The organism is Corallococcus sp. EGB (assembly GCF_019968905.1).
In the GTDB taxonomy this organism is placed as follows: Bacteria; Myxococcota; Myxococcia; order Myxococcales; family Myxococcaceae; genus Corallococcus.
Genome location: NZ_CP079946.1, coordinates 7,795,968 through 7,815,283 on the forward strand (window position 1 = coordinate 7,795,968; position 19,316 = coordinate 7,815,283).

The 19,316-nt window shown below is 71.4% G+C and carries 15 protein-coding genes; 6 read left to right on the top strand and 9 right to left on the bottom strand.

Annotated features, from left to right (window positions below):
* The first annotated feature begins 29 nt into the window (after positions 1 to 29).
* Positions 30 to 386, top strand: a complete 357-nt coding sequence (locus tag KYK13_RS31630) for a hypothetical protein (RefSeq protein ID WP_223637387.1) — start codon at positions 30 to 32, stop codon at positions 384 to 386.
* Positions 387 to 390: 4 nt separating this feature from the next.
* On the opposite strand, the gene KYK13_RS31635 is transcribed toward KYK13_RS31630, so the two are convergent.
* Positions 391 to 1,896, bottom strand: a complete 1,506-nt coding sequence (locus tag KYK13_RS31635; protein WP_223637389.1) for a carboxypeptidase M32 — start codon at positions 1,894 to 1,896, stop codon at positions 391 to 393.
* 43 nt (positions 1,897 to 1,939) lie between these two features.
* Here KYK13_RS31635 and KYK13_RS31640 point away from each other — a divergent pair, with 43 nt between their 5' ends.
* Complete coding sequence (locus KYK13_RS31640; RefSeq protein ID WP_223637391.1) at positions 1,940 to 2,482, top strand: hypothetical protein; 543 nt, start codon at positions 1,940 to 1,942, stop codon at positions 2,480 to 2,482.
* 8 nt (positions 2,483 to 2,490) lie between these two features.
* Here KYK13_RS31640 and KYK13_RS39140 read toward each other — a convergent pair whose 3' ends face one another.
* The 3 genes from KYK13_RS39140 to KYK13_RS31655 are packed head-to-tail and all read right to left on the bottom strand — an operon-like array spanning position 2,491 to position 8,128.
* The gene (locus KYK13_RS39140; RefSeq protein ID WP_304504067.1) at positions 2,491 to 4,476 is read right to left on the bottom strand and encodes a hypothetical protein; all 1,986 of its coding nucleotides are present in this window, start codon (positions 4,474 to 4,476) and stop codon (positions 2,491 to 2,493) included.
* The gene (locus tag KYK13_RS31650; protein WP_223637392.1) at positions 4,463 to 6,484 is read right to left on the bottom strand and encodes a hypothetical protein; all 2,022 of its coding nucleotides are present in this window, start codon (positions 6,482 to 6,484) and stop codon (positions 4,463 to 4,465) included. Before KYK13_RS31650 ends, KYK13_RS39140 begins: the two co-directional genes overlap by 14 nt.
* 15 nt (positions 6,485 to 6,499) lie before the next feature.
* Positions 6,500 to 8,128: a peptide chain release factor 3 gene (locus KYK13_RS31655; RefSeq protein ID WP_223637393.1), complete on the bottom strand. Its 1,629-nt coding sequence runs from the start codon at positions 8,126 to 8,128 to the stop codon at positions 6,500 to 6,502.
* 121 nt (positions 8,129 to 8,249) lie between these two features.
* Here KYK13_RS31655 and KYK13_RS31660 point away from each other — a divergent pair, with 121 nt between their 5' ends.
* Positions 8,250 to 8,651, top strand: a complete 402-nt coding sequence (locus tag KYK13_RS31660) for a RidA family protein (RefSeq protein ID WP_223637394.1) — start codon at positions 8,250 to 8,252, stop codon at positions 8,649 to 8,651.
* Here KYK13_RS31660 and KYK13_RS31665 read toward each other — a convergent pair.
* Positions 8,648 to 9,766: a hypothetical protein gene (locus KYK13_RS31665; RefSeq protein ID WP_223637395.1), complete on the bottom strand. Its 1,119-nt coding sequence runs from the start codon at positions 9,764 to 9,766 to the stop codon at positions 8,648 to 8,650. The two genes, KYK13_RS31660 and KYK13_RS31665, sit on opposite strands and share 4 nt — an antisense overlap.
* 170 nt (positions 9,767 to 9,936) lie before the next feature.
* Between KYK13_RS31665 and KYK13_RS31670 the strand changes: the two genes are divergently transcribed.
* Positions 9,937 to 10,842: a helix-hairpin-helix domain-containing protein gene (locus tag KYK13_RS31670; protein ID WP_223637397.1), complete on the top strand. Its 906-nt coding sequence runs from the start codon at positions 9,937 to 9,939 to the stop codon at positions 10,840 to 10,842.
* Between the two features lie 1,101 nt (positions 10,843 to 11,943).
* Here KYK13_RS31670 and KYK13_RS31675 read toward each other — a convergent pair.
* The 4 genes from KYK13_RS31675 to KYK13_RS31690 all read right to left on the bottom strand — a co-directional run bounded on the left by KYK13_RS31675 (position 11,944) and on the right by KYK13_RS31690 (position 16,936).
* Positions 11,944 to 13,971 (bottom strand): kelch repeat-containing protein, encoded by a 2,028-nt coding sequence (locus KYK13_RS31675; RefSeq protein ID WP_223637399.1) that lies wholly within the window; start codon positions 13,969 to 13,971, stop codon positions 11,944 to 11,946.
* Positions 13,972 to 14,320: 349 nt separating this feature from the next.
* Positions 14,321 to 15,115, bottom strand: coding sequence for an ABC transporter permease (locus tag KYK13_RS31680; RefSeq protein ID WP_223646852.1), 795 nt, complete (start codon positions 15,113 to 15,115; stop codon positions 14,321 to 14,323).
* Between the two features lie 7 nt (positions 15,116 to 15,122).
* On the bottom strand, positions 15,123 to 15,929 hold the full coding sequence (locus KYK13_RS31685) for an ABC-2 family transporter protein (RefSeq protein ID WP_223637401.1): 807 nt from the start codon (positions 15,927 to 15,929) through the stop codon (positions 15,123 to 15,125).
* The gene (locus tag KYK13_RS31690) at positions 15,926 to 16,936 is read right to left on the bottom strand and encodes an ATP-binding cassette domain-containing protein (RefSeq protein ID WP_223637404.1); all 1,011 of its coding nucleotides are present in this window, start codon (positions 16,934 to 16,936) and stop codon (positions 15,926 to 15,928) included. Before KYK13_RS31690 ends, KYK13_RS31685 begins: the two co-directional genes overlap by 4 nt.
* A gap of 58 nt (positions 16,937 to 16,994) precedes the next feature.
* Between KYK13_RS31690 and KYK13_RS31695 the strand changes: the two genes are divergently transcribed.
* The gene (locus tag KYK13_RS31695) at positions 16,995 to 18,206 is read left to right on the top strand and encodes a small ribosomal subunit Rsm22 family protein (protein ID WP_223637406.1); all 1,212 of its coding nucleotides are present in this window, start codon (positions 16,995 to 16,997) and stop codon (positions 18,204 to 18,206) included.
* Between the two features lie 127 nt (positions 18,207 to 18,333).
* Complete coding sequence (gene pip, locus KYK13_RS31700) at positions 18,334 to 19,299, top strand: prolyl aminopeptidase (protein ID WP_223637408.1); 966 nt, start codon at positions 18,334 to 18,336, stop codon at positions 19,297 to 19,299.
* The last annotated feature ends 17 nt before the right edge of the window (positions 19,300 to 19,316 follow it).

A 19,316-nucleotide genomic window follows, 5' to 3' on the forward strand; every position in this document is an offset into this window, starting at 1 on the left:
TTTGACGCCGCACGAAGGGGAGGCTGGTCATGCTGGGAGCCAGGACAGGCGGCGCGCGGACAGAGGTCTCCCGGTGCATCGCCGCGAGCCTGAAGTGCCAGTCCTCCTGCGAGGCGGGCATGGCACGCCTGGCGGCCCAGGGCCTCGCGGCGGACGACGACGCGGTGCGCCTCCTGCGTCAGTGCGCGGAGCTGTGCGAGCTCAACGTGCGCGCACTCCAGAAGGAGAGCCGGCTGTCGCGCCGCACCGCCAGCCTCTGCTTCGAGCTGGGCAGCCAGGTGGCCCGCGCCGCGTGGCTGGAGGCGCAGGACCCAGACTCGCACGCGCTCGCGAGGGACGCGCTGCACCTGGCGCGCGCGTGCCGCCCGCTGGTGTTCACGACTTGAGCCGCTAGAGCTTCACGCCGTACAGCGCGCCGTATTTGCCGCGCAGGTACGACAGGAAGTCCCGGTCCGTGAGCCCCTCGCCGGTGATGGCGCGCACGCGCTCCTCCGCGGGCAGCCGGAAGCCGTGCGCGTGCAGGTTCGTGCGCAGCCACCCCAGCAGTGACGACGTGTCGCCCCGCTCGAGGTCCGCCTCCAGCGACGGCAGCGCCCGGTTCGCGGCCGCGTACAGCGAGGCCGCGTAGAGGTTGCCCAGCGAGTACGTGGGGAAGTAGCCCAGCTCGCCCCAGGCCCAGTGGATGTCCTGGAGCACGCCCTGCGTGTCGTCCGGCGGCGTGATGCCCAGGTAGCGCCGCATGCGCTCGTTCCACGCGGACGGCAGCTCGGACACGGGCAGTTCGTCGCGCAGCATCGCCAGCTCCAGCTCGTAGCGCAGCACGATGTGCAGGTTGTATGTCACCTCATCCGCCTCCACGCGGATGAGCGACGGCACCACGTGGTTGATGCCCGCGTGGAAGCCGTCCAGGTCCACGTCCGCCAGCGCTTGCGGGAAGGCCTCCTTCAGCGCGGGGAAGTGGGTCACCCAGAAGGGGCGGCCGCGGCCCACCAGGTTCTCCCACAGGCGGGACTGGGACTCGTGCAGGCCCATGGAGGGCACCGACGCGAGCGGCGTGCGGTGGTGCTCCGGGGAGAAGCCCTGTTCGTACAGGCCATGGCCCGCCTCGTGGAGCGTGCCGAAGAGGGCGGCCTGCGGCCACGCCGCGTCCAGGCGCGTGGTGAGGCGCACGTCCTGCGCGTGCAGGCTGTTGGTGAAGGGGTGGATGCTCAGGTCCTGGCGCCCCGCCTCCAGGTCGAAGCCCACGGCCTTGAGCAGCCGCATCGTGAACTGCCACTGCCGGTCCGTGTCGTAGGTGCGCCCGGAGAGGAACGCGGGGAACGGCCGCTTCAGGCCGCCCAGCGTGGCCACCATGGGGATGAGCGCGTCGCGCAGCGCGGTGAGCACCGGCGTCAGGCGCTTCACGCGCATGCCGGGCTCGAAGCCCTCGAGCAGCGCGTCGTAGCGCTCGCCGTCGTGGCCCTGCGCGTCCGCCTGTTCGCGGCGCAGGGCGAGCAGCGCCTCCAGCGCGGGCTGGAAGCGCTCGAAGCGCTTCGTCGTGCGGGCCTCGCGCCACGCCTGGAGCCCCGCCCCCTGGGCCTCCGCCAGCGCGGTCACCAGCCGGGCGGGCAGCCGCACCGCGCGCTCCCGTTCGCGGGTGAGGACGCGCACCATGGCGCGCTCGTCGGGCGTGAGGGAGGCCGCGTCCGGGCCGCCCTCCCCCGCGCGGGCCAGGGCCTCGCCCAGGCGCTCATCCACCAGGCGCTCGTGGTGGAGGCCCTGGAGGGTGGCCAGCTGCTGGGCGCGGGCGGTGGCCGCCTTGGAGGGCAGGTAGACCTCCCGGTCCCAGGAAGCCAGGTTGATGGCGCCGTTCAGGTCGTTCAGCTCATACATCCGCGAGCGCAGCCAGGTGTCCATGGCTGTGTTTCTAGCGTGCTTCCAGGATATGAGGGCGCCCGCGATGGCCAACATCCTCCAATTCTTCATGGCGCCCGACGATGAGGTCGCCTTCTTCCGCTTCCTGGAGCGCCACGTCCTGGAGGTCTACCCCCGGCGCGTGCCCCCGGACTGGGAACCCTTCCGCGCCACGGCGGACAACATCCCGCGCCTGCCGGAGGACGACCTCTACCTGGTGGCCAGCGAGATTGGCCCCGCGCTGGTGGACAAGGTGAAGCGCGGCCCGGACAAGGGCTCCTGGCGCATCGACGAGGTGCGCTCGCCCGTCATCTTCATCGAGCGCTCGCGCCGCAACGAAGAGGGCGAGCTGCTCAGCGGGAAGATGTGGGTGGAGCTGGAGGTGACGTCCCAGACGGGCCGGCGCGACGCGGCCCCGGACAAGTTCCGCCGCCTCTACCTGGAGGTGGAGGAGTTCGTGAAGAAGACCTTCCGCCGGGGAGACCCGAAGGACTTCTTCGTCGGCAACCGCGCCGCGCGCCTCTACAAGGAGGGCCTGGTGCTGCGCGACTCCGCCTTCCGCGGCGGCACCGTGGTGCCGCACAAGTAGCGGGTGGCTCAGGCGGCGGCCTCTCCCTCCCGGGAGACGGCCCCCGCCGCCGGAGCGTCCGCGCCCGGCTGCGCCGCGACCCCCACCCGGACGCGGCGCGGCGACAGGGCGAACGCGAGGAAGAATGGGCTGAAGAGCAGCGTGGGGAACAGGAAGCGCAGGTCCGGGTTGGGCGACACCAGCACCCAGGAGGCCGCGTTGATGAGCGCGGTCTGCGCGCACCCGAGCGCCGTCAGGGAGCGCTGACGCCACGTCGCCACGAGCACGCCCGCGAGCAGCAGATACAAGGACACCGCCGGCTGCCAGAAGATGGCGCGCAGCCAGCCCGGCCCCGAGTACGTGGCCCTGACGAGGTCCTCGAAGTAGCCCGGCCAGCGCGGCAACCAGGAGCGCGTCTTCAGCCCCAGGCGGTTGGGGTCGATGGTGCTGCCGCCCCAGTTGAAGGGCCCCACGTACAGCAGCGAAGCGGGCGCCCAGACGTAGCGGCTGACGCAGAGCTGGTGCTCCACGAGCACCCCGGGGTGGCGCTTCGCGAAGCGCCACAGCACGCCGCCCAGGTCCGCGTCACGCCCCTCCAGCTTCTCCTCGTGGGCGCCAATCGGGGAGCCGAAGATGAGGGGCCCCACGGCCTCGCAGGCGTAGCGGCTGCGCCATTCCTCCAGGGGCATGAACTCCTCCAGCACCTTCACGTCCTCCGGCGGCAGGTCGCCGGAGCGGGCCGCGGCCCCCAGCCGGTGGATGGCGAAGACCTGGTGCAGCATCGAGGCCGCGGGCTTCACCTTCATCACCGCGTACATCGGCACGCGGACGAAGAACACGGCGGCCACGGCGGTCACCGCCAGCAGCAGGCGCTCGCGCTTCACCCGGTAGCGCCACAGGGCCGCCACCAGCAGGGGCCCGCCCACCACGGGGCCGTTGTGCCGCAGCAGGCACAGCGCCGCCACGCACAGCCCCAGCGCCACCGCGCCGCCCCTGCCCAGGCTCCCGGTCCGCTCCGCGCGCAGCAGGAGCAGCACCGACAGCAGGCACATCAGCGTGAAGGGAGCGTCCTTCCACACCGCGATGACGTTGATGGCCACCGCGGGCGCCAGCGCCACCCACATGACCACGCCCCAGCGCGCCCAGGCCGGCACCCTCCAGTGGCCCAGCTCCTCCCCCCCCTTGCCCACCACCGCCGCGAACAGGAGGAGTTGAAGGCCGGCCACGCCCCCCAGCGACCCCGAGGGCGCCGCCATCACGCCCATCCACCAGGTGGAGAACGCCGGGTGCCAGTCCACGTACCTGCCGTCCAGCAGTTGCTCCCACTGGGCCAGCGGGTCAAAGGACACGAGCCCCGGGAAGAACAGCGCCCACAGGAGCCCCCACGTCAGCGCCGGGGGAATCGCGTACTTCACCCAGCCCGCCTGCCGCCGCCCGAAGGCCGCGACGCGCCCCTGCCCCCAGCGCGTCTCCAGCACGAGCCACAGGAAACCCCACGCCAGGAGCACCGCGTAGACGTCCACGCGCTCCAGGTTCCAGAGACCGGGCGCCAGTCGGGGCACCACGACGTGGCGCGCATCGCCCTCCCGCCGCTGCTCGAAGGTCTGCTCCGGCCGCGCGGCGCCGAAGAGCGGGGGCGAGCGCATGGACACCCACGTCACCTGCTCGACGGGCCGGTCCGCCATGCCCTGGAGTACCACCTCCGCGGAGCGCGTGCGCCGGGGCAGCGTGATGCGCAGCTCCCGCATCCCCTCCGGGAGGTCCGCCCCCTGCACCTGGAGCAGGTCCGCGGGCGTCAGGTCGCGCTGCTGCGGGGTGTGGCCGTCGCGCTGGAAGGACACGCTGCCCGTCAGCGGCCCGGTGACCGCCTGGAAGCGCAGGCGCAGCTCCGTGTCCGGCCCCGCCTGGTACTTGAACAGTGGCCAGAGCGCGAGCGCCGCCACCAGGGCCAGGGCCGCGAGCTTCCAGGAACCACCGCCGTGCGCCCCCCCGGGCGCGGAGTCATGCCGCGACATTCGAGCTGTCTACCTGATGGGGCCCGTACACACCACCCCCCGGCGCCAGGGCGAACGCCAGCAGCAGCGGGGCCGACAGCACCGTGGGAAAGAGGAAGCGCAGGTCCGGGTTGGGGGACAGGAGCAGCCACGCCAGGTGGTTGAGGACGATGGCTTGGAAGATGATCAGCACGGCCAGCCCGCGCCGCCGCCAGGCCAGCACGAGCCACGCCGCGAGGCAGAGGTACACCGACGGGGCCGGCTGCCAGAAGGTGGCGCGGGGCCAGCCCACCTGCGCGTAGGTGCCCAGGGCGAAGTCCTCCAGGAGGGGCCGCAGCCCCGGCAGCCAGGAGTGTGGCTTCACGCCCACGCGGTTGGGGTCCACCGTGTTGCCCTTGCCGTTGAACGGCCCGATGTAGAGCGCCGACAGGACTGGGTCCCACGCGTAGCGCGTCACGCAGAGCTGGTGCTGCAGCATCGCCTCGGGGTGGCGCTTCGCGTGCTCCCAGAGCAGCCCCAGCAGCTCCATTGCCCGTCCCTTGAGCCCCGGCCGGTCCAGCGGCGAGCCGAAGATGATGCGGGCCACGGAGCCGCAGTCATAGCGGGCGCGCCACTCCTCCAGCGGCATCAGGCTGGACAGCACGCGGGCCTCCTCGGGCGTCAGGTCCGGCGCGTTCGCGACCACGCCCAGCCGGTGGAGGAGGAGCACCTGCGTGAGCTCCGGGGGCGGCGGCGCCACGTTCGCCGCGGAGTACAGCGGCCCGCGCACCAGCAGCACGCCGCCCACGACCACCAGCGCCGCCGTCCGCCGCGCGCGGTCCTTCGAGTAGCGCCACGCGCAGGTGGCCAGCAGGGGCACGCTGATCACCACCCCGTTGTGCCGCAGCAGCGTGAGGCACAGCAGGAACACGCCCAGCGCCACGGCGCTCGCGCGGTCCAGCCGCCCCCGGCGCTCCGTGCGCAGCAGCACCCAGACGGTGCCCAGGCACGCCGCCGTGAACGGCGCGTCCTTCCACGCCGCGATGACGTTGATGCTCACCGCGGGGGACAACGAGACCCAGGCGACCACGGCCCACCGCGCCCACGCGGGCACCCGCCACTGCTCCAGTTCCTCCAACGCCTTGCCCAGCAGCGCCGCGAACAGCGCCACCTGCGCCAGTCCCACCGCCGCCAGCGAGTCGAACGGCCCGCCGATGAGCCACAGGTACGCCGTGTGGAACGCGGGGTGCCAGTCCTCGAACTGCCCCGTGCGCAGCTGCAGCCATTGGATCAGCGGGTCGTAGGAGAGGATCCCCGGGAAGAACGCCAGCCACCACAGCGCCCAGGCCACGAGCGGAGCCACTGCGTAGCGGGCCCAGCGGCCCTGGCGCCTCGCGAAGGCCGCCGCCCTCCCCTCCCCCCGGCGCGCCGCCAGGAGCAGCCAGGCCAGCGCCCACGTCACCCCGGCGAAGAGCAGGTCCGCAGTGTCCACGTTCCAGGGCCCCGGCCGCAGCCGGTCCACGCGCACGGTGCGCGAGCCGTCCGGGTTGAGCGCGTCCTCGAAGGGCAGCGGTCGTACCCCAGGCCCGCTCAACACGGTCCCGCGCAGCGGCACCCACGTCACCTCCAGGATGGGGCGGTCCTCCATCTTCCACAGCGTCAGCTCCGCGCGCCGCGAGTCGCGCGGCAGCGGGATGCGCACCTCCTGGAGGCCCTCCGGGATGCCATCCTCCAGCACCTGCGTCAGGTCCTCCTCGGTGAGGGGCCGGGACTCGGGCGGGCCGCCCCGGCTGGCGGTGGTGAGCTGCCCCGTGAGGCCCCAGCCCACCTTCGCGAAGCGCACGCGCAGCTCGCTCTGGGGCCCCAGCGCGAGCTTGAACGCGGGCCAGAGCGCGAGCGTCAGGCCCAGCGCGATCCACTTCAGCCACGTGCTGGGAACCCGGCGCGCGCGGGGCTCGGGCGGCGCGCCCTCGGGAGGGGGCGCCACGGGCATGGGGGGGCCGGCTTGCGTCTCCCCCCCCAGGGGACTCGGGTCATTGACGGAGGCCATGTGCCGGCATCGCCGTCAGCTGCCCGTCGCGCTGGAGGCCGCCTGCCGCAAGAGCGGGGCCTCGGAGACGAACTTCAGCTCCGGATGCTTCTCCTCGGCGTGCTGGAGCGCCCAGTCGTCGCGGAAGAGCACCAGGGGCAGCCCGTCGCGGTCCTGCACCGTCTGACGGTTGCCCTCCCAGTCGAACGACTTGGGGTCGAAGTTCGCGCCCACGACCCAGCGGGCGTGGCTGAAGGGCAGCCGGTCCAGGGCGATCTTCGCGCCGTACTCATGCTCCAGGCGGTACTGGAGCACCTCGAACTGGAGCGCGCCCACCACGCCGACGATGGGGTCCTTCATGCCCATGGCGAGCTGCTGGAAGATCTGCACCGTGCCCTCTTCGGACAGCTGCTCCAGCCCCTTCTCCATCTGCTTGCGGCGCAGGGGGTCCTTGGAGCGCACCACCGCGAAGAACTCCGGGCTGAAGCGCGGCACGCCCTCGAACACCACGTCCTGCGCGCCCTCCGCCAGCGAGTCGCCGATGCGGTACTGCCCCGGGTCGAACAGGCCGATGACGTCCCCCGGCCACGCGTCCTCGATGGACGTGCGCTCGGCGGCCATGAACTGGCTGGGCTTGGCGAGCCGCACCTCCTTGCCCAGGCGCGAGTGGAAGGCGTTCATGCCCTTCACGTAGCGGCCGGACACGACGCGCATGAACGCGATGCGGTCGCGGTGCGCGGGGTCCATGTTCGCTTGAATCTTGAAGACGAAGCCCGCGAACTTCGGGTTCGTCGGCTCGCGAGGGCCCTGCGTGGTGGGGCGCGACGTGGGCGCGGGCGCCAGGTCCAGGAACGCGTCCAGGAAGGGCCGCACGCCGAAGTTGGTCATCGCGCTGCCGAAGAACATGGGCGACAGCTGTCCCGCGTCCGACTTCTCGCGCGTGAACTGGTCCCCGCCGATGTCGAGCAGCTCGATGTCCTCACGGAGCTTCGCCAGCTCGTTCTCCGTGAGCACCGTCTTGATTTCGTCCGAGTCGATGGACACCGAGCGCTCCGCCACCTCCGACTCGCCGTGCGAGCCCTCCGCGGAGAACACGTGCACCACGCGCGCCTGCCGGTCGTAGACGCCCCGGAACTCCGGCCCCATGCCAATGGGCCAGTTCATCGGGTACGAGCGGATGCCGAGCACCTGCTCCAGCTCGTTCATCAAATCCAGCGGCTCACGGCCGAAGCGGTCCAGCTTGTTGACGAAGGTGAAGATGGGGATGCCGCGCATGCGGCACACCTTGAAGAGCTTCTTCGTCTGGGGCTCCACGCCCTTCGCCGCGTCGATGAGCATCACCGCCGCGTCGGCGGCGGAGAGCGTGCGGTAGGTGTCCTCGGAGAAGTCCTGGTGGCCCGGGGTGTCCAGCAGGTTCACCGCGTGGTCGCGGTAGTTGAACTGGAGCACGGAGGACGTGACGGAGATGCCGCGCTCCTTCTCCAGCTCCATCCAGTCGCTGGTCGCGTGCCGCCGCGCCCGCTTGGCCTTCACGCTGCCAGCCAGGTGGATGGCGCCGCCGTAGAGCAGCAGCTTCTCCGTCAGGGTTGTCTTTCCCGCGTCGGGGTGGGAGATGATGGCGAAGGTCCGTCGCCGGGCGACCTCCCTCTCGAGCTCGTTGGCCATGATCCGAGGCCAACTATCACGGGCGGTCGTTCCTTGCAGCTTCGCAAGCAGCGCCTGGAGGTCCGGCCGGGCTCCGGCCCTCCCGGGCAGCCCTCTCCAGGCCCACATCGGAGCCTTCACCATGCAGCGCATCCTCCATGCCACCGGCACCCCCTGGGAGCCCAGGGTGGGCTACTCGCGGGCCGTGCGCACGGGCCCCTTCGTGTCCGTCTCCGGCACCACCGCCACGGGCGCGGACGGCCAGCTCGTGGGTGAAGGGGACGCGTACCGGCAGGCGGCCCAGGCGCTCGCCAACATCCGCGCCGCGCTGGAGGCGGTGGGGGCCCGGCTGGAGGACGTGGTCCGCACGCGCATGTACGTCACGGACATCTCCCGCTGGGAGGAGATTGGCCGCGCCCACGGCGAGGTGTTCGCGGCCATCCGCCCCGCCACCTCCATGGTGGAGGTGAAGGCGCTCATCGACCCACGGATGCTGGTGGAGATTGAAGCGGACGCGGTGGTGGCGTCCGCCCTGCCCTTCTAGAACCCGGCGGCGACATCCGAGGGCACGTCGTCGGGCGCGCCAGGGTTGCCGGGCTCGGGTGTGACGGCGTCGCCGGTGCCCTCCGGGGGCGTCACGTCGCCGCGCAGCTCCACCGCGGGGCAGGCCTGGGCGCTGCCCACGCGGCTGCCGGCCACCTCCGTGCAGCTCTCCGGACGGCCCGAGTCCGAGCACTGGAGCAGCACGCGATAGAGCTCCTTCTCCTGCGCGTCCCAGCAGGCGCTGCCCACGTAGGAGGTGTTCGCGGCGATGTCGCCACCCCAGGCGCGCACGTCCACGCGGCCGCCGGTGCCGGGGATGTGGCGCACCGCGGAGAGCACCTTCTCCTTCGCCGAGGTGGCGGTGCCGGGCAGGTTGTACGCGCCGAGCACGCGCACGCGGGTGACGCCGGTGGCTTCCATCTTGTGGCCCACGAAGGCGCCGGTGACGGCGTCGTGCGTGGCGGGGTTCGGGGTGAAGTTCGCCAGCCGGTAGGCCAGCGACTTGCTGCCGCCCTTGCCGAAGTGGGCGAAGGACATCATCAGCTTGCCCTGGCCCGCGAAGGACGGGGCCACCGCCTTGAGGTTGTCCAGGGAGATGGCCAGCGTGCCCCGGCCGCGGTGCGGCTCACCGTCGCGCTGGAGCGCGCCCGCCGCGACCAGCGTGTAGGCCGCGTCGTCGGCGCTGTTCAGCGGGCGGGCCTCCAGCTTCCACTGGTAGCGCTGGCCGTCGCCCTTGCGGACGAAGAGCCGGAAGGTGGCGTTGGCGCGGTCCGCGGGGCCGAACGCCAGCACGTCGCGGGGCTGCTCGTTGGCGGCCCGCTTCGCCAGGTCCGCGATGGGCACCAGCGCCTGCCGGAGCGTGTCGTTGAGGGCCTTCACCTCCAGGCGGGCGCCCTCCAGCATCGCGGCCCCCTGGCCGTCGAGCGACGCCTCCACCTGCATCAGGTCCTGGGCCACGAGCGCAGCGCCGTCCTGCGCGAGCGCGTCCGTATTGATTTCGAGCGACGTGCCCGCGAAGTCCGGCAGGGACTCCACGGCCTCCCGCTCATCCATCCCGCCGCACGCCGCCGACAGCACCAGGGCCGTTCCCACCGCCAACGTCTTGTTCCAGCGCATCGTCCTTCTCCGGGTCGAAAGGTTCGCGTGACTGCCTGCGGCCCATTTCAACCCAGCGAGCGCGGCGAGGTCGCGGGGCCGGGGAATTTATCGGGGGAGTGACGCCGTGCGCGCTGGCATCAGGCCGCGGGGTGGCCGTCCTCCCGGGGAGCCCCTACCTTCCAGGTACCATGGGCGTCGAATGGAAGAGCAACATCGACATCGCGGACGCGCTGGAACGGGTGGCGGACCTGTTGGATACGCAGGACGCGATGCCCTTCCGGGTGGGGGCCTACCGCAAGGCGGCGGCGACCATCGCGAACTGGCCGGACTCGGTGGCGCAGGTGCTGGCGGCGGAGGGCGAGGCAGGGCTGAGGGAGCTGCCTGGCGTGGGCAAGAGCATCGCGGCGGCGGTCGCGGAGCTGATACGCACGGGGCGGCTGGAGCTGCTCCAGCGGCTGGAGGGTGAAGCGTCCCCCGAGGGCCTGCTCGCCAGTGTGCCCGGCATCGGGCCGGAGCTGGCGAAGCGCATCCACGAGGAGCTGGACATCACCACGTTGGAGGCCCTGGAGCTGGCCGCGCACGACGGGCGGCTGGAACGGGTGGAGGGCTTCGGCCCCCGGCGCGCGGAGCAGGTGCGCGAGGTGCTGGCCGCGAGGCTGGGACGCAACCGGCGTGAGCGCGCGCGGGCCCGGTCCCACGGAGGAGAGGACGCGCCGCATCCGTCAGTAGCGCTGCTCCTGAAGGTGGACGCGGACTATAGGCGCAGGGCGGAGGCAGGCGAGCTGCGGCGCATCGCGCCCAAGCGGTTCAACCCCTCCGGAGAAGCCTGGCTGCCGGTAATGCGCGAGCACGTGGACGACTGGAACTTCCGCGCGCTGTTCTCCAACACGGCTTTGGCGCACCAGCAGAACGCGACGGATGACTGGGTGGTCATCTACTACGACCAGGCTGACATCGAAGGCCAGTACACGGTGGTGACGTCCCACGTCGGCCCGCTCAATGGCAGACGCGTGGTGCGAGGACGTGAAGAGGAATGCCTCGCGTACTACACCCGCGAGGACGCGGCGCACGAAGCGCCACACGCAGGGGCCTGAGCAGGGTCCACCCTGTGCCCCCGGGGTTCCACGCATCAGCAAGGAACCCCGGGTCTCCCACGAAGCCACGACGCCCGGAGCCGTGGAGCCACAAGCCGCGTCCACGAAGAAGCCGCGAATCCTCGGGCATCCAAGCTGTTCCCCTGATTGAGAAGGTGAGAGCCCAGTGGGAGCGCCCCGGCCGGAGGCGCATTGCCAAAACCTGTCCGACTGTCGGACAAGTTTGGGAAGTCGAATCAAGGGAGACCGTCCATCCAACCCGCGCGAACCTGTCCGACTGTCGGACAGGTTTCTAGGACAGCGGCAGGGGACCGGCGCTCCATCCAACCCGACCGCACCTGTCCGACTGTCCGACAAGTCCTGCGGGCCGAGGCCGGGGCGCCGTTCCCCCGAGCCGCACAAACCTGTCCGACTGTCCGACAAGTTCTCAGAACCGAAGCGGGAAGCGCTGCTGCCCCGAGTCACGCAAACCTGTCCGACTGTCGGACAAGCCTTGAAGATCGATGCAGGGGACCGGTGTCCCTCGAACCACGGGAACCGGTCCGATTGTCGGACAGGATTTTGAGGACTGCCGTCGGGGGCGCCCCTTTCCCCCTAGCCACCGGAACCTGTCCGACTGTCCGACAGGTCTGAGGACCCAGGCCGGGGAGCCATCACTCCAGCCGAACCGCATGAGGTTGTCCGACCGTCCGACAGGTTTGAGGCCCAGGCCGGGGAGCCGTCACTCCAACCGAACCGCATGAGGTTGTCCGACTGTCGGACAGGTTTGAGGTCCCAGGCCGGGAGCCGGCACTCCAGCTGAACCCCATGAGGTTGTCCGACTGTCGGACAGGTTTGAGGTCCCAGGCCGGGAGCCGTCACTCCAGCTGAACCCCATGAGGTTGTCCGACTGTCGGACAGGTTTGGAGGGTCGCCACAGGGGAGAGCGGCCCTCCGCCCCAGCCGGCTGAACCGGTCCGACTGTCGGACAGGTTTTTGAGCGCTCGGGCGGGGGCGGCCAGTGCTCCCGTGTGCCCACTTCGGTTGCGGACGTGGCGCTCCTTGTGGCGTGGAGCGGGCATTGCATGTGCCCGCCCCGTTCCGGCTACTCCGGCTACCGGCTCAAGGCGCCGGTGAGTACACGTCCACGGCCACGCGCGCGCCGCCGCTTCCGCTGCCTCCCGCGACGAGGACCCGGCCCGAGGGCAGCAGCGCCAGGCCGTGGTGCGTGTTGCGCGAGGACTGGATGCCCGCGGGCGTCCACGCGTTCATCGCGGCGTCATACACCTCCGCCGAATCGAGCACGCCCAACCCCGAGCCGCCCTCTCCCGTCACCACCAGCACGCGGCCCGTGGACAGCGCCGTGGCGTGCGGCAGGTAGCGCGGCATGTTCATGGGCGCCACCGTCCTCCACGTACCGAGCGCCACGTCGTACACCTCCGCCGAACGCAGCGGCCCATCCGCGCCCCAGCCGCCCGCCACCAACACCTGGCTGCCATTGCCCAGCGGCACCGCGATGTGGCCGTAGCGCGCCACCGCCATGGACGCCGTGGGCCGCCACGTCCCCGTGGCGGGGTCGTACAGCTCCGCGGTCGCCATGATGGCATCCGCCCCAGTGGAGCTGCCGCCCGTCACCAGCACCTCGCCCGAAGGCAGCGGCACCGCCGCGTGGTACGTGCGCGCGTGCCCCATGGCGCCCGTGGGACTCCAGGTGCCCGCGACCGGGTTGAACAGCTCCGCGCTGGCGAGCGTGGAGGCGGTGCTCGCGCCCGACGTGCCGCCCGACACCAAAACCTTGCCGGAGCCCGGAAGCAGCGTCGCCGTGTGACGGGCCCGCCCCGTTCCCAGGCTCCCCACCGCCGTCCAGGTGTCCGTCGAGGGCGCGTAGACCTCCGTGGCGGACAGCCAGGTGGAGGCATCCCGCTGCCCTCCGGTCACCAGCACCCGGCCGTCCTTCAGCCGCGTGGCGGAGTGCAGGAAGCGAGCGTTGCCCAGCGCGGCGGTGTCCCTCCAGGTGTTCGTCGTCTCGTCGTACAGCGCGGCGCTCGACAGCGCGACTCCCGAGGAGGACGCACCGCCCGCCACCAGCACGTCGCCCGTGTCCAACCGGGTGGCGCTGAGCTGCGAGCGCGCGGTGACGAGACTCGCGGCCGTGCTCCACGCCAGGATGGACGGGCGGTAGCGCTCCGCGGACGCGCTGCGCGCGCCCACCTGCGGCACGCCGCCCAACACGAGGACCTCTCCCGATGGCAGCAGCGCGGCGGCGTGGCTGATGCGGCGGGACGCCATCAACGCCGTCTCCGTCCAGACGCCCGTGGCCGGACTGTAGAGCGCGGCGCGGTCCAGATAGGGCTGGCCGCCCGTGGAGCCGCCCGCCACCAGCACCTGCCCGGAGGTGAGCAGCGTCGCCGTGTGGAAGACGCTCGGAGATGGCAACACGCCCTGGGACGTCCAGGTGCCGGTGCCTGGATCGAACAACTCGGTGGTGTCCGTGGCCAGGCTGCCCGCGAAGCCGCCCGCCACCAGCACCTGCCCGGAGAAGAGCAGCGTCGCCGTGTGGCCCGTGCGCTGCGTGGCCATGCGCCCCACCGTCGTCCACTCGCCCGTCGCCGGGTCATAGCGCTCCGCCGTCGCGAGCACGTCCCCGTTGGCGCTGTCGCGACCGCCCGTCACCAGCACCCGGCCATCCGGCAGCAGCGTCGACGCATGCCCCAGGCGCGGCGCCCCCATCCTGCCGGTGACGGACCACGAGTTCGTCGCCGGGGAATACAGCAGCGCGGAGGACAGCGCGTTGCCGAAGCCGCTGTCGCCGCCCACCACCAGCACCCGGCCGTCGGGGAGCAGCGTCGCGGTGTGCTGGGAGCGGGGCAGGTCCAGCCCCGTCGCGGCACTCCAGCCATTGGTGTCCGGGTCGAACAGCTCCGCGCCGTTCGCGGCCAGCACCGACGTGCCGCCGCCCACCACCAACACCTTGCCGGAGAACAGCAGCGTCGCGGTGTGGCGCTGGCGGCTCGTGGCCATGGCGCCCAGCGAGAACCAGCGCCCCGTGCGCGGATCATACAGCTCCGCGGAGGACGTGCCCCCGCCCGCGACGAGCACATAGCCATTGCGCAGCGGCGTGGCCGTGGCGTCCACGCGCACGGAGGCCATGGTGCCGGCGCTGTTCCATACGGATGTATCGAGCCGCGCGGTGGAGGTGGAAGGAGCGTCAATGAAAGACGGTGCGTCGGGGGCGCAGGCTGACGCGGACGCAAGCGCGAGCGCGGCCAGCAGGCCGTGAAAACGGATACGGATCATCGAGGGGGAAGTCCTTCACTTCATGAGGGGTGCGGCTTTCGCCGCGGGGGGGGGGGCGGCCCCTTAACCCAGACGAAGAAAAGACAACAGGGGAATTCCTATCACCCAGACTCCACGGGGTGAGCCGCGTTCCTGAGACGACTTCTCGCCGCCGCAGCGGGCGCGTCCCGGAGGGCCTGCCCCGCTGTCAGCGCCCCCTGGGTCAGCTGCTCGCGGACGTGTAGTGGCGGATGGACATCAGCCATACCCACCGCGCCACCGCGGCGAACGCCACCGAGCCCACCACCGCGCCCACGAGCCAGGTCCACGGCAGCCGGCCCAACAGCGCGAGCGCGGGGAAGGTGGTCATCAGCGCCAGCGGGATGATGAAGGTGAAGACCCACGACAGCGAGCCCCGGAACACCGAGGACGGCCAGCGGGCCGCGTCGAAGATGGACGTGAACAGGTACGTGAGGTTGTCCACCTTCACCACGAAGAAGGCCGCGCTCACCACCAGGATCCACATCGAGTACAGGATGAGCATGCTCGTCCCGAGCAACACCAGCGACGCGAAGATGCCCGGCAGCGACGGCCAGCGCCCCAGCGACACGAACGCGTAGACGAACAGCGCCACGCCGGACAGCACGTTCACCGCGCGCCATGGCAGGAAGCGCTGCGTGGAGACGAGGAACTGCGCGTCCGCCGGCTTGAGCAACACGAAGTCCAGCGTGCCCTTGCGGATGTGCTCCACCATGCCCGTGAGGCTGGGGCTGATGGCGCCCTCCAGCACGCCCTGCAGCAGCGTGAACCAGCCCACCACCAGCAGGGACTCCTGGAACGTCCACCCCTCGATGCTGGGCCGCGTGCCGAAGACGACGAACAGCGGCGCCAGCGCGGTGAACGTCCACGCCAGCGACGTCAGCCCCTCCGCCAGGAAGTCCGCCCGGTACTGCAACGCCAGGAGCCCGGAGGCCTTCAGCTGCACGCCCAACAGGCGCAGGTAGCGCTTCGCGTTCACCACCGCCCTACCCTCCGAACGCCGCGAAGCGCGCCAGGCCCCGGCGCCAGACGGCCATCGACACTACGCCCAGCCCCGCAACCCACGTCCACTGCGCCGCGAGCAACGTCCACGCCTCCTTCGCCGCGTGCGCCCCCGTCATCAGCTCCACCGGCAGCCCCATCTGGTAGCGGAACGGCAGCCACTCCATGACCGTGCGCGCACCGGGCGGGAAGAACTCCACCGGGAACATGTACCCGGAGCAGACGAAGAACAGCACCATGTAGACTTCCATCAGCTTCTGGCTGCTCTCCATGAACAGGCTCAGCGTGCCCAACAGCACGTTCAGATAGAACGTGATGAGCCACGCGCCCACGAGGCCCAAGAGGAACAACCCCCAGCCTCCCAGCGATGTGGGCACCGCCCGCTCGGCGCCCGCCGCCCACAGGCTGATGCCCACCACGGGCAGCACCACCACGACGCGCAGCGGGATGCCCGCCAGCACCTCCGTCGCGTACGACAGGAGCGGGGAGACGGGCCTCAAGAGCCGCATCGCCAGCGTGCCCTGCTTCACCTCGTAGCTGACCAGCCACGCCACCCAGGAGCTGGTGAACTGCCGCACGCAGAAGGCCGCGAGGAAGTAGCCCGTGAACTCGGCCTGTCCGAAGCGGCCCACCGCTCCGCCTCGCGCCACCGCCGACCACAGGGCCAGCATGATGAGCGGCATGGTGGTGGACAGCACCCAGATGACCATCTCCGCGCGGTAGGCCACCGCCTCGGAGAAGCCGATGCGCAGCATCGTGGGGAACGCCTTGAGGGCCGTGCGCAGGCTCACGCCGTCACCGCCTCCCGAGCGGCTTCCGCCCGGCGCGCCTTGCCCTCCTGGAACAGCTCGCTCATCACCTCTTCCAGGGGCGCGTTCTCCACCGTCAGGTCCATCACCGGCAGCGTGGACAGCGCGCGGCCCACCGTGGCGTTCACCGCGTCCTGCCGCACCTGGAGCACCGCCGTGCCCGGCTCGTGCGACACCACCTTGCCCAGCGGCGCCAGCAGGCCCGCCTCCACGGGCTGGCCCAGCCGCAGCACCACGCGCTTCTCCGGGCGCACGCGCTGCACCAGCGCGTCCAGGCTGCCGTCGTAGGACAGCTGCCCCTTGTCGATGACGATGACGCGCGGACAGAGCGCCGCCACGTCGTCCATGTAGTGGCTGGTCAGGATGAGCGTGGCGCCCGTCTGCTCGTTGTAGGCCTTGATGAACGCGCGCATCGTGACCTGCATGGACACGTCCAGGCCGATGGTGGGCTCGTCCAGGAAGAGCACCCGGGGGCGGTGGATGAGGGCCGCGGCCAGCTCGCACTTCATCCGCTCGCCCAGGGAGAGCTGCCGGGTCGGCTTGCCGATGAGGTCCCCCAGCTCCAGGAGCGACACCAGTTCCTCCAGCGTCTGCTTGTACTGGGGGCGGGGCACGTCGTAGATGGCGCGATTGAGCTCGAACGTCTCCGACGGCGGCAGGTCCCACAGGAGCTGCTGCTTCTGCCCCATCACCAGCATGATCTTCTTGAGGAACGCCTCCTCGCGCAGCCGGGGCACGTGCCCATCCACGCGGACCTCCCCCTCCGACGGGTGGAGCAGCCCGGCGAGCACCTTGAGCGTCGTCGTCTTGCCGGCGCCGTTGGGGCCCAGGAAGCCCACGCGCTCTCCGGGCCGGATGTCGAAGGTGATGCCGTCCACGGCCTTGACGGTCGTGTAGCTGCGGTGGACGAGCGAGCGCAGGGCCGCCTTCAGGCCAGGCGGGCGCTTGTGAACCTGATAGTGCTTGCGCAGTCCGCGGACGGAAATCATGGCGGGACGGGTTTAACGCGGTCGCCTCCGGGTGGCGACCCCTGATGTGAAGGCAACGATGAGCAACGCATACAGCAAGGACCTGGAGCGATGGCTGCCCCGGCTCATCTCCGTGTGGCGCGCGTCCCGGGGCCGGGGAGACGGGCCGGAAGGACGCCTCACGCCGCAGGAGGTCAAGGAGGTGGGCGCGGGCGTGAAGCAGCTGTCGCACGGCCTCACCCGCGAGCGGCAGCTGGCCGGCGCCCGGTACATGGACGACCCGCGCCTCTTGGGCGCGTACCTCCTCTTCTACTGGCCGGTGTCCTACGCCCAGGCCCGTCAGGTGCTGGGCGAGCTGCCGAACCGCCCGCGCCATGTGCTCGACCTGGGCAGCGGTCCGGGCCCGGTGGCCTTCGCGGCCATGGACGCGGGCGCGAGCGAGGTCACCGCGGCGGACCGCAGCAAGCCCGCGCTGAACCTGGCGCGCGAGCTGGCCACGGAGGCCGGCGAGGCCCTGGCCACGCGCGAGTGGGATCCGCTGAAGAAGAACGCCACGCTGCCGGAGGGCCAGTACGACCTCATCACGATGGGGCACGTCATCAACGAGCTCTACGGCGCGACGGACGAGGCGCTGAAGCCGCGCGCGGCGCTGCTGGAGTCGGTGCTCGCCAAGGTGAAGAAGGGCGGCAGCCTGCTGGTGATGGAGCCCGCGCTGCGTGAGACGAGCCGCAACCTGCTCAAGGTGCGCGACCTGCTGGTGGAGCGCGGCTACGCCATCCGCGCGCCGTGCATGTATCGCGGCGCGTGCCCCGCGCTGGTGAAGGAGACGGACTGGTGCCACGCCGAGCGCGCGTGGCCCATGCCTCGCGTGGTGGAGGAGCTGGCGCGCTCGGCGGGCTTCCACAAGGAGTCGCTCAAGATGAGCTACCTGCTGGTCGCGCCCAAGGGCGAGCCCTGGCAGGCGCCGCCGCCGGGCCGCCTGTTCCGCATCGTCAGCGAGTCGCTGGAGGGCAAGGGCCGCCAGCGCTACATCGGCTGCGGCCCGGAGGGGCGCGTGGGCCTGGCGATGCAGGAGCGCCACCGCTCGGAGAAGAACGAGAGGTTCTTCCACCTGCAGCGCGGCGACGTCATCGAAGCCACGGACCTGGAGCTCAAGGGAGACGGCTACGCGCTCGGGGAGAACGCCGAGGTGCGCATGGTGGCCCAGGCCGGACGCGGCGTGCCGCCCGCGCCGAAGCCGCCGGAAGCGCCCCGCGAGCCCGCGGCGCCCGTCCCGCCCGAGAAGCCCTGAAGCGGGCACGCATCGGAGCTCCGCTGCGGGGCGTTCTCGGGTGGACGTGCTCCCCTGAACGGCCCGCCCCCGCAAGCGCCGCCTGTTGTTAGGGTGCGCGCCACCCCGTTTCCAAGGAAGGAATCCCGTGCCCGCAACCACGCCGCTGCGTACGCTCTATCCCGCCATCGAGCCCTACCGCACCGGCCACTTGAAGGTCACCGGCGGCCACACGCTGTACTTCGAGGAGAGCGGCAACCCCAAGGGCAAGCCCGCGCTCTTCGTCCACGGCGGCCCGGGCGGAGGCACCGACCCGAAGCAGCGCCGCTTCTTCGACCCGGCCGTCTACCGGATCATCCTCTTTGATCAGCGCGGCTGCGGCCGCAGCACCCCGCACGCCAGCCTGGAGCAGAACACCACCTGGGACCTGGTGGAGGACATGGAGCGGCTGCGCGAACACCTGGGCCTGGAGCGCTGGCTGCTCTTCGGCGGCTCGTGGGGCAGCACCCTGTCGCTCGCGTACGCGCAGGCCCATCCGGAGCGCGTCACGGAGCTGGTGCTGCGCGGCATCTTCCTGCTGCGCAAGCAGGAGATTGACTGGTTCTATCAGCGCGGCGCGAGCGCGATGTTCCCGGACGCGTGGGAGCACTACCTCGCGCCCATCCCCGAGGACGAGCGGGGCGACCTGCTGCACGCGTACGCGAAGCGGCTGATGGGCGACGACAAGCACACGCAGCAGGAGGCCGCGAGGGCGTGGAGCGTGTGGGAGGGCCGCACGAGCTGCCTGTACCCCAACGCGGAGCTCGTCGCGCGAAACGCGGGCGACGCCTTCGCCATCGCCTTCGCGCGCATCGAGTGCCACTACTTCGTCAACAAGGGCTTCCTGCGCACGGACACGCAGCTCCTGGACGACGTGCAGCGCATCCGCCACATCCCCGCAGTCATCGTGCAGGGACGCTACGACGTCGTGTGCCCGCCAGAGAGCGCGTGGGCCCTGCACCGCGCGTGGCCGGAGGCCCAGTTCGTGATGGTGCCGGACGCGGGCCACTCCGCCAACGAGCCCGGCAACACCTCCGCCCTCATCGAGGCCACGGACCGCTTCCGCGGCCTGTAGCGCACGCGGCCACGGGC

Excerpts from the sequence above, each read along its gene's own strand:
- KYK13_RS39140 (WP_304504067.1), bottom strand. The coding sequence starts at position 4,476 with ATGTCGCGGCATGACTCCGCGCCCGGGGGGGCGCACGGCGGTGGTTCC.
- KYK13_RS31650 (WP_223637392.1), bottom strand. The coding sequence starts at position 6,484 with ATGGCCTCCGTCAATGACCCGAGTCCCCTGGGGGGGGAGACGCAAGCC.
- KYK13_RS31665 (WP_223637395.1), bottom strand. The coding sequence starts at position 9,766 with ATGCGCTGGAACAAGACGTTGGCGGTGGGAACGGCCCTGGTGCTGTCG.
- KYK13_RS31695 (WP_223637406.1), top strand. The coding sequence starts at position 16,995 with ATGAGCAACGCATACAGCAAGGACCTGGAGCGATGGCTGCCCCGGCTC.
- KYK13_RS31690 (WP_223637404.1), bottom strand. The coding sequence starts at position 16,936 with ATGATTTCCGTCCGCGGACTGCGCAAGCACTATCAGGTTCACAAGCGC.
- KYK13_RS31635 (WP_223637389.1), bottom strand. The coding sequence starts at position 1,896 with ATGGACACCTGGCTGCGCTCGCGGATGTATGAGCTGAACGACCTGAAC.
- KYK13_RS31670 (WP_223637397.1), top strand. The coding sequence starts at position 9,937 with ATGGGCGTCGAATGGAAGAGCAACATCGACATCGCGGACGCGCTGGAA.
- KYK13_RS31660 (WP_223637394.1), top strand. The coding sequence starts at position 8,250 with ATGCAGCGCATCCTCCATGCCACCGGCACCCCCTGGGAGCCCAGGGTG.
- KYK13_RS31655 (WP_223637393.1), bottom strand. The coding sequence starts at position 8,128 with ATGGCCAACGAGCTCGAGAGGGAGGTCGCCCGGCGACGGACCTTCGCC.
- KYK13_RS31630 (WP_223637387.1), top strand. The coding sequence starts at position 30 with ATGCTGGGAGCCAGGACAGGCGGCGCGCGGACAGAGGTCTCCCGGTGC.
- KYK13_RS31640 (WP_223637391.1), top strand. The coding sequence starts at position 1,940 with ATGGCCAACATCCTCCAATTCTTCATGGCGCCCGACGATGAGGTCGCC.
- KYK13_RS31675 (WP_223637399.1), bottom strand. The coding sequence starts at position 13,971 with ATGGCCTCCGTGCGCGTGGACGCCACGGCCACGCCGCTGCGCAATGGC.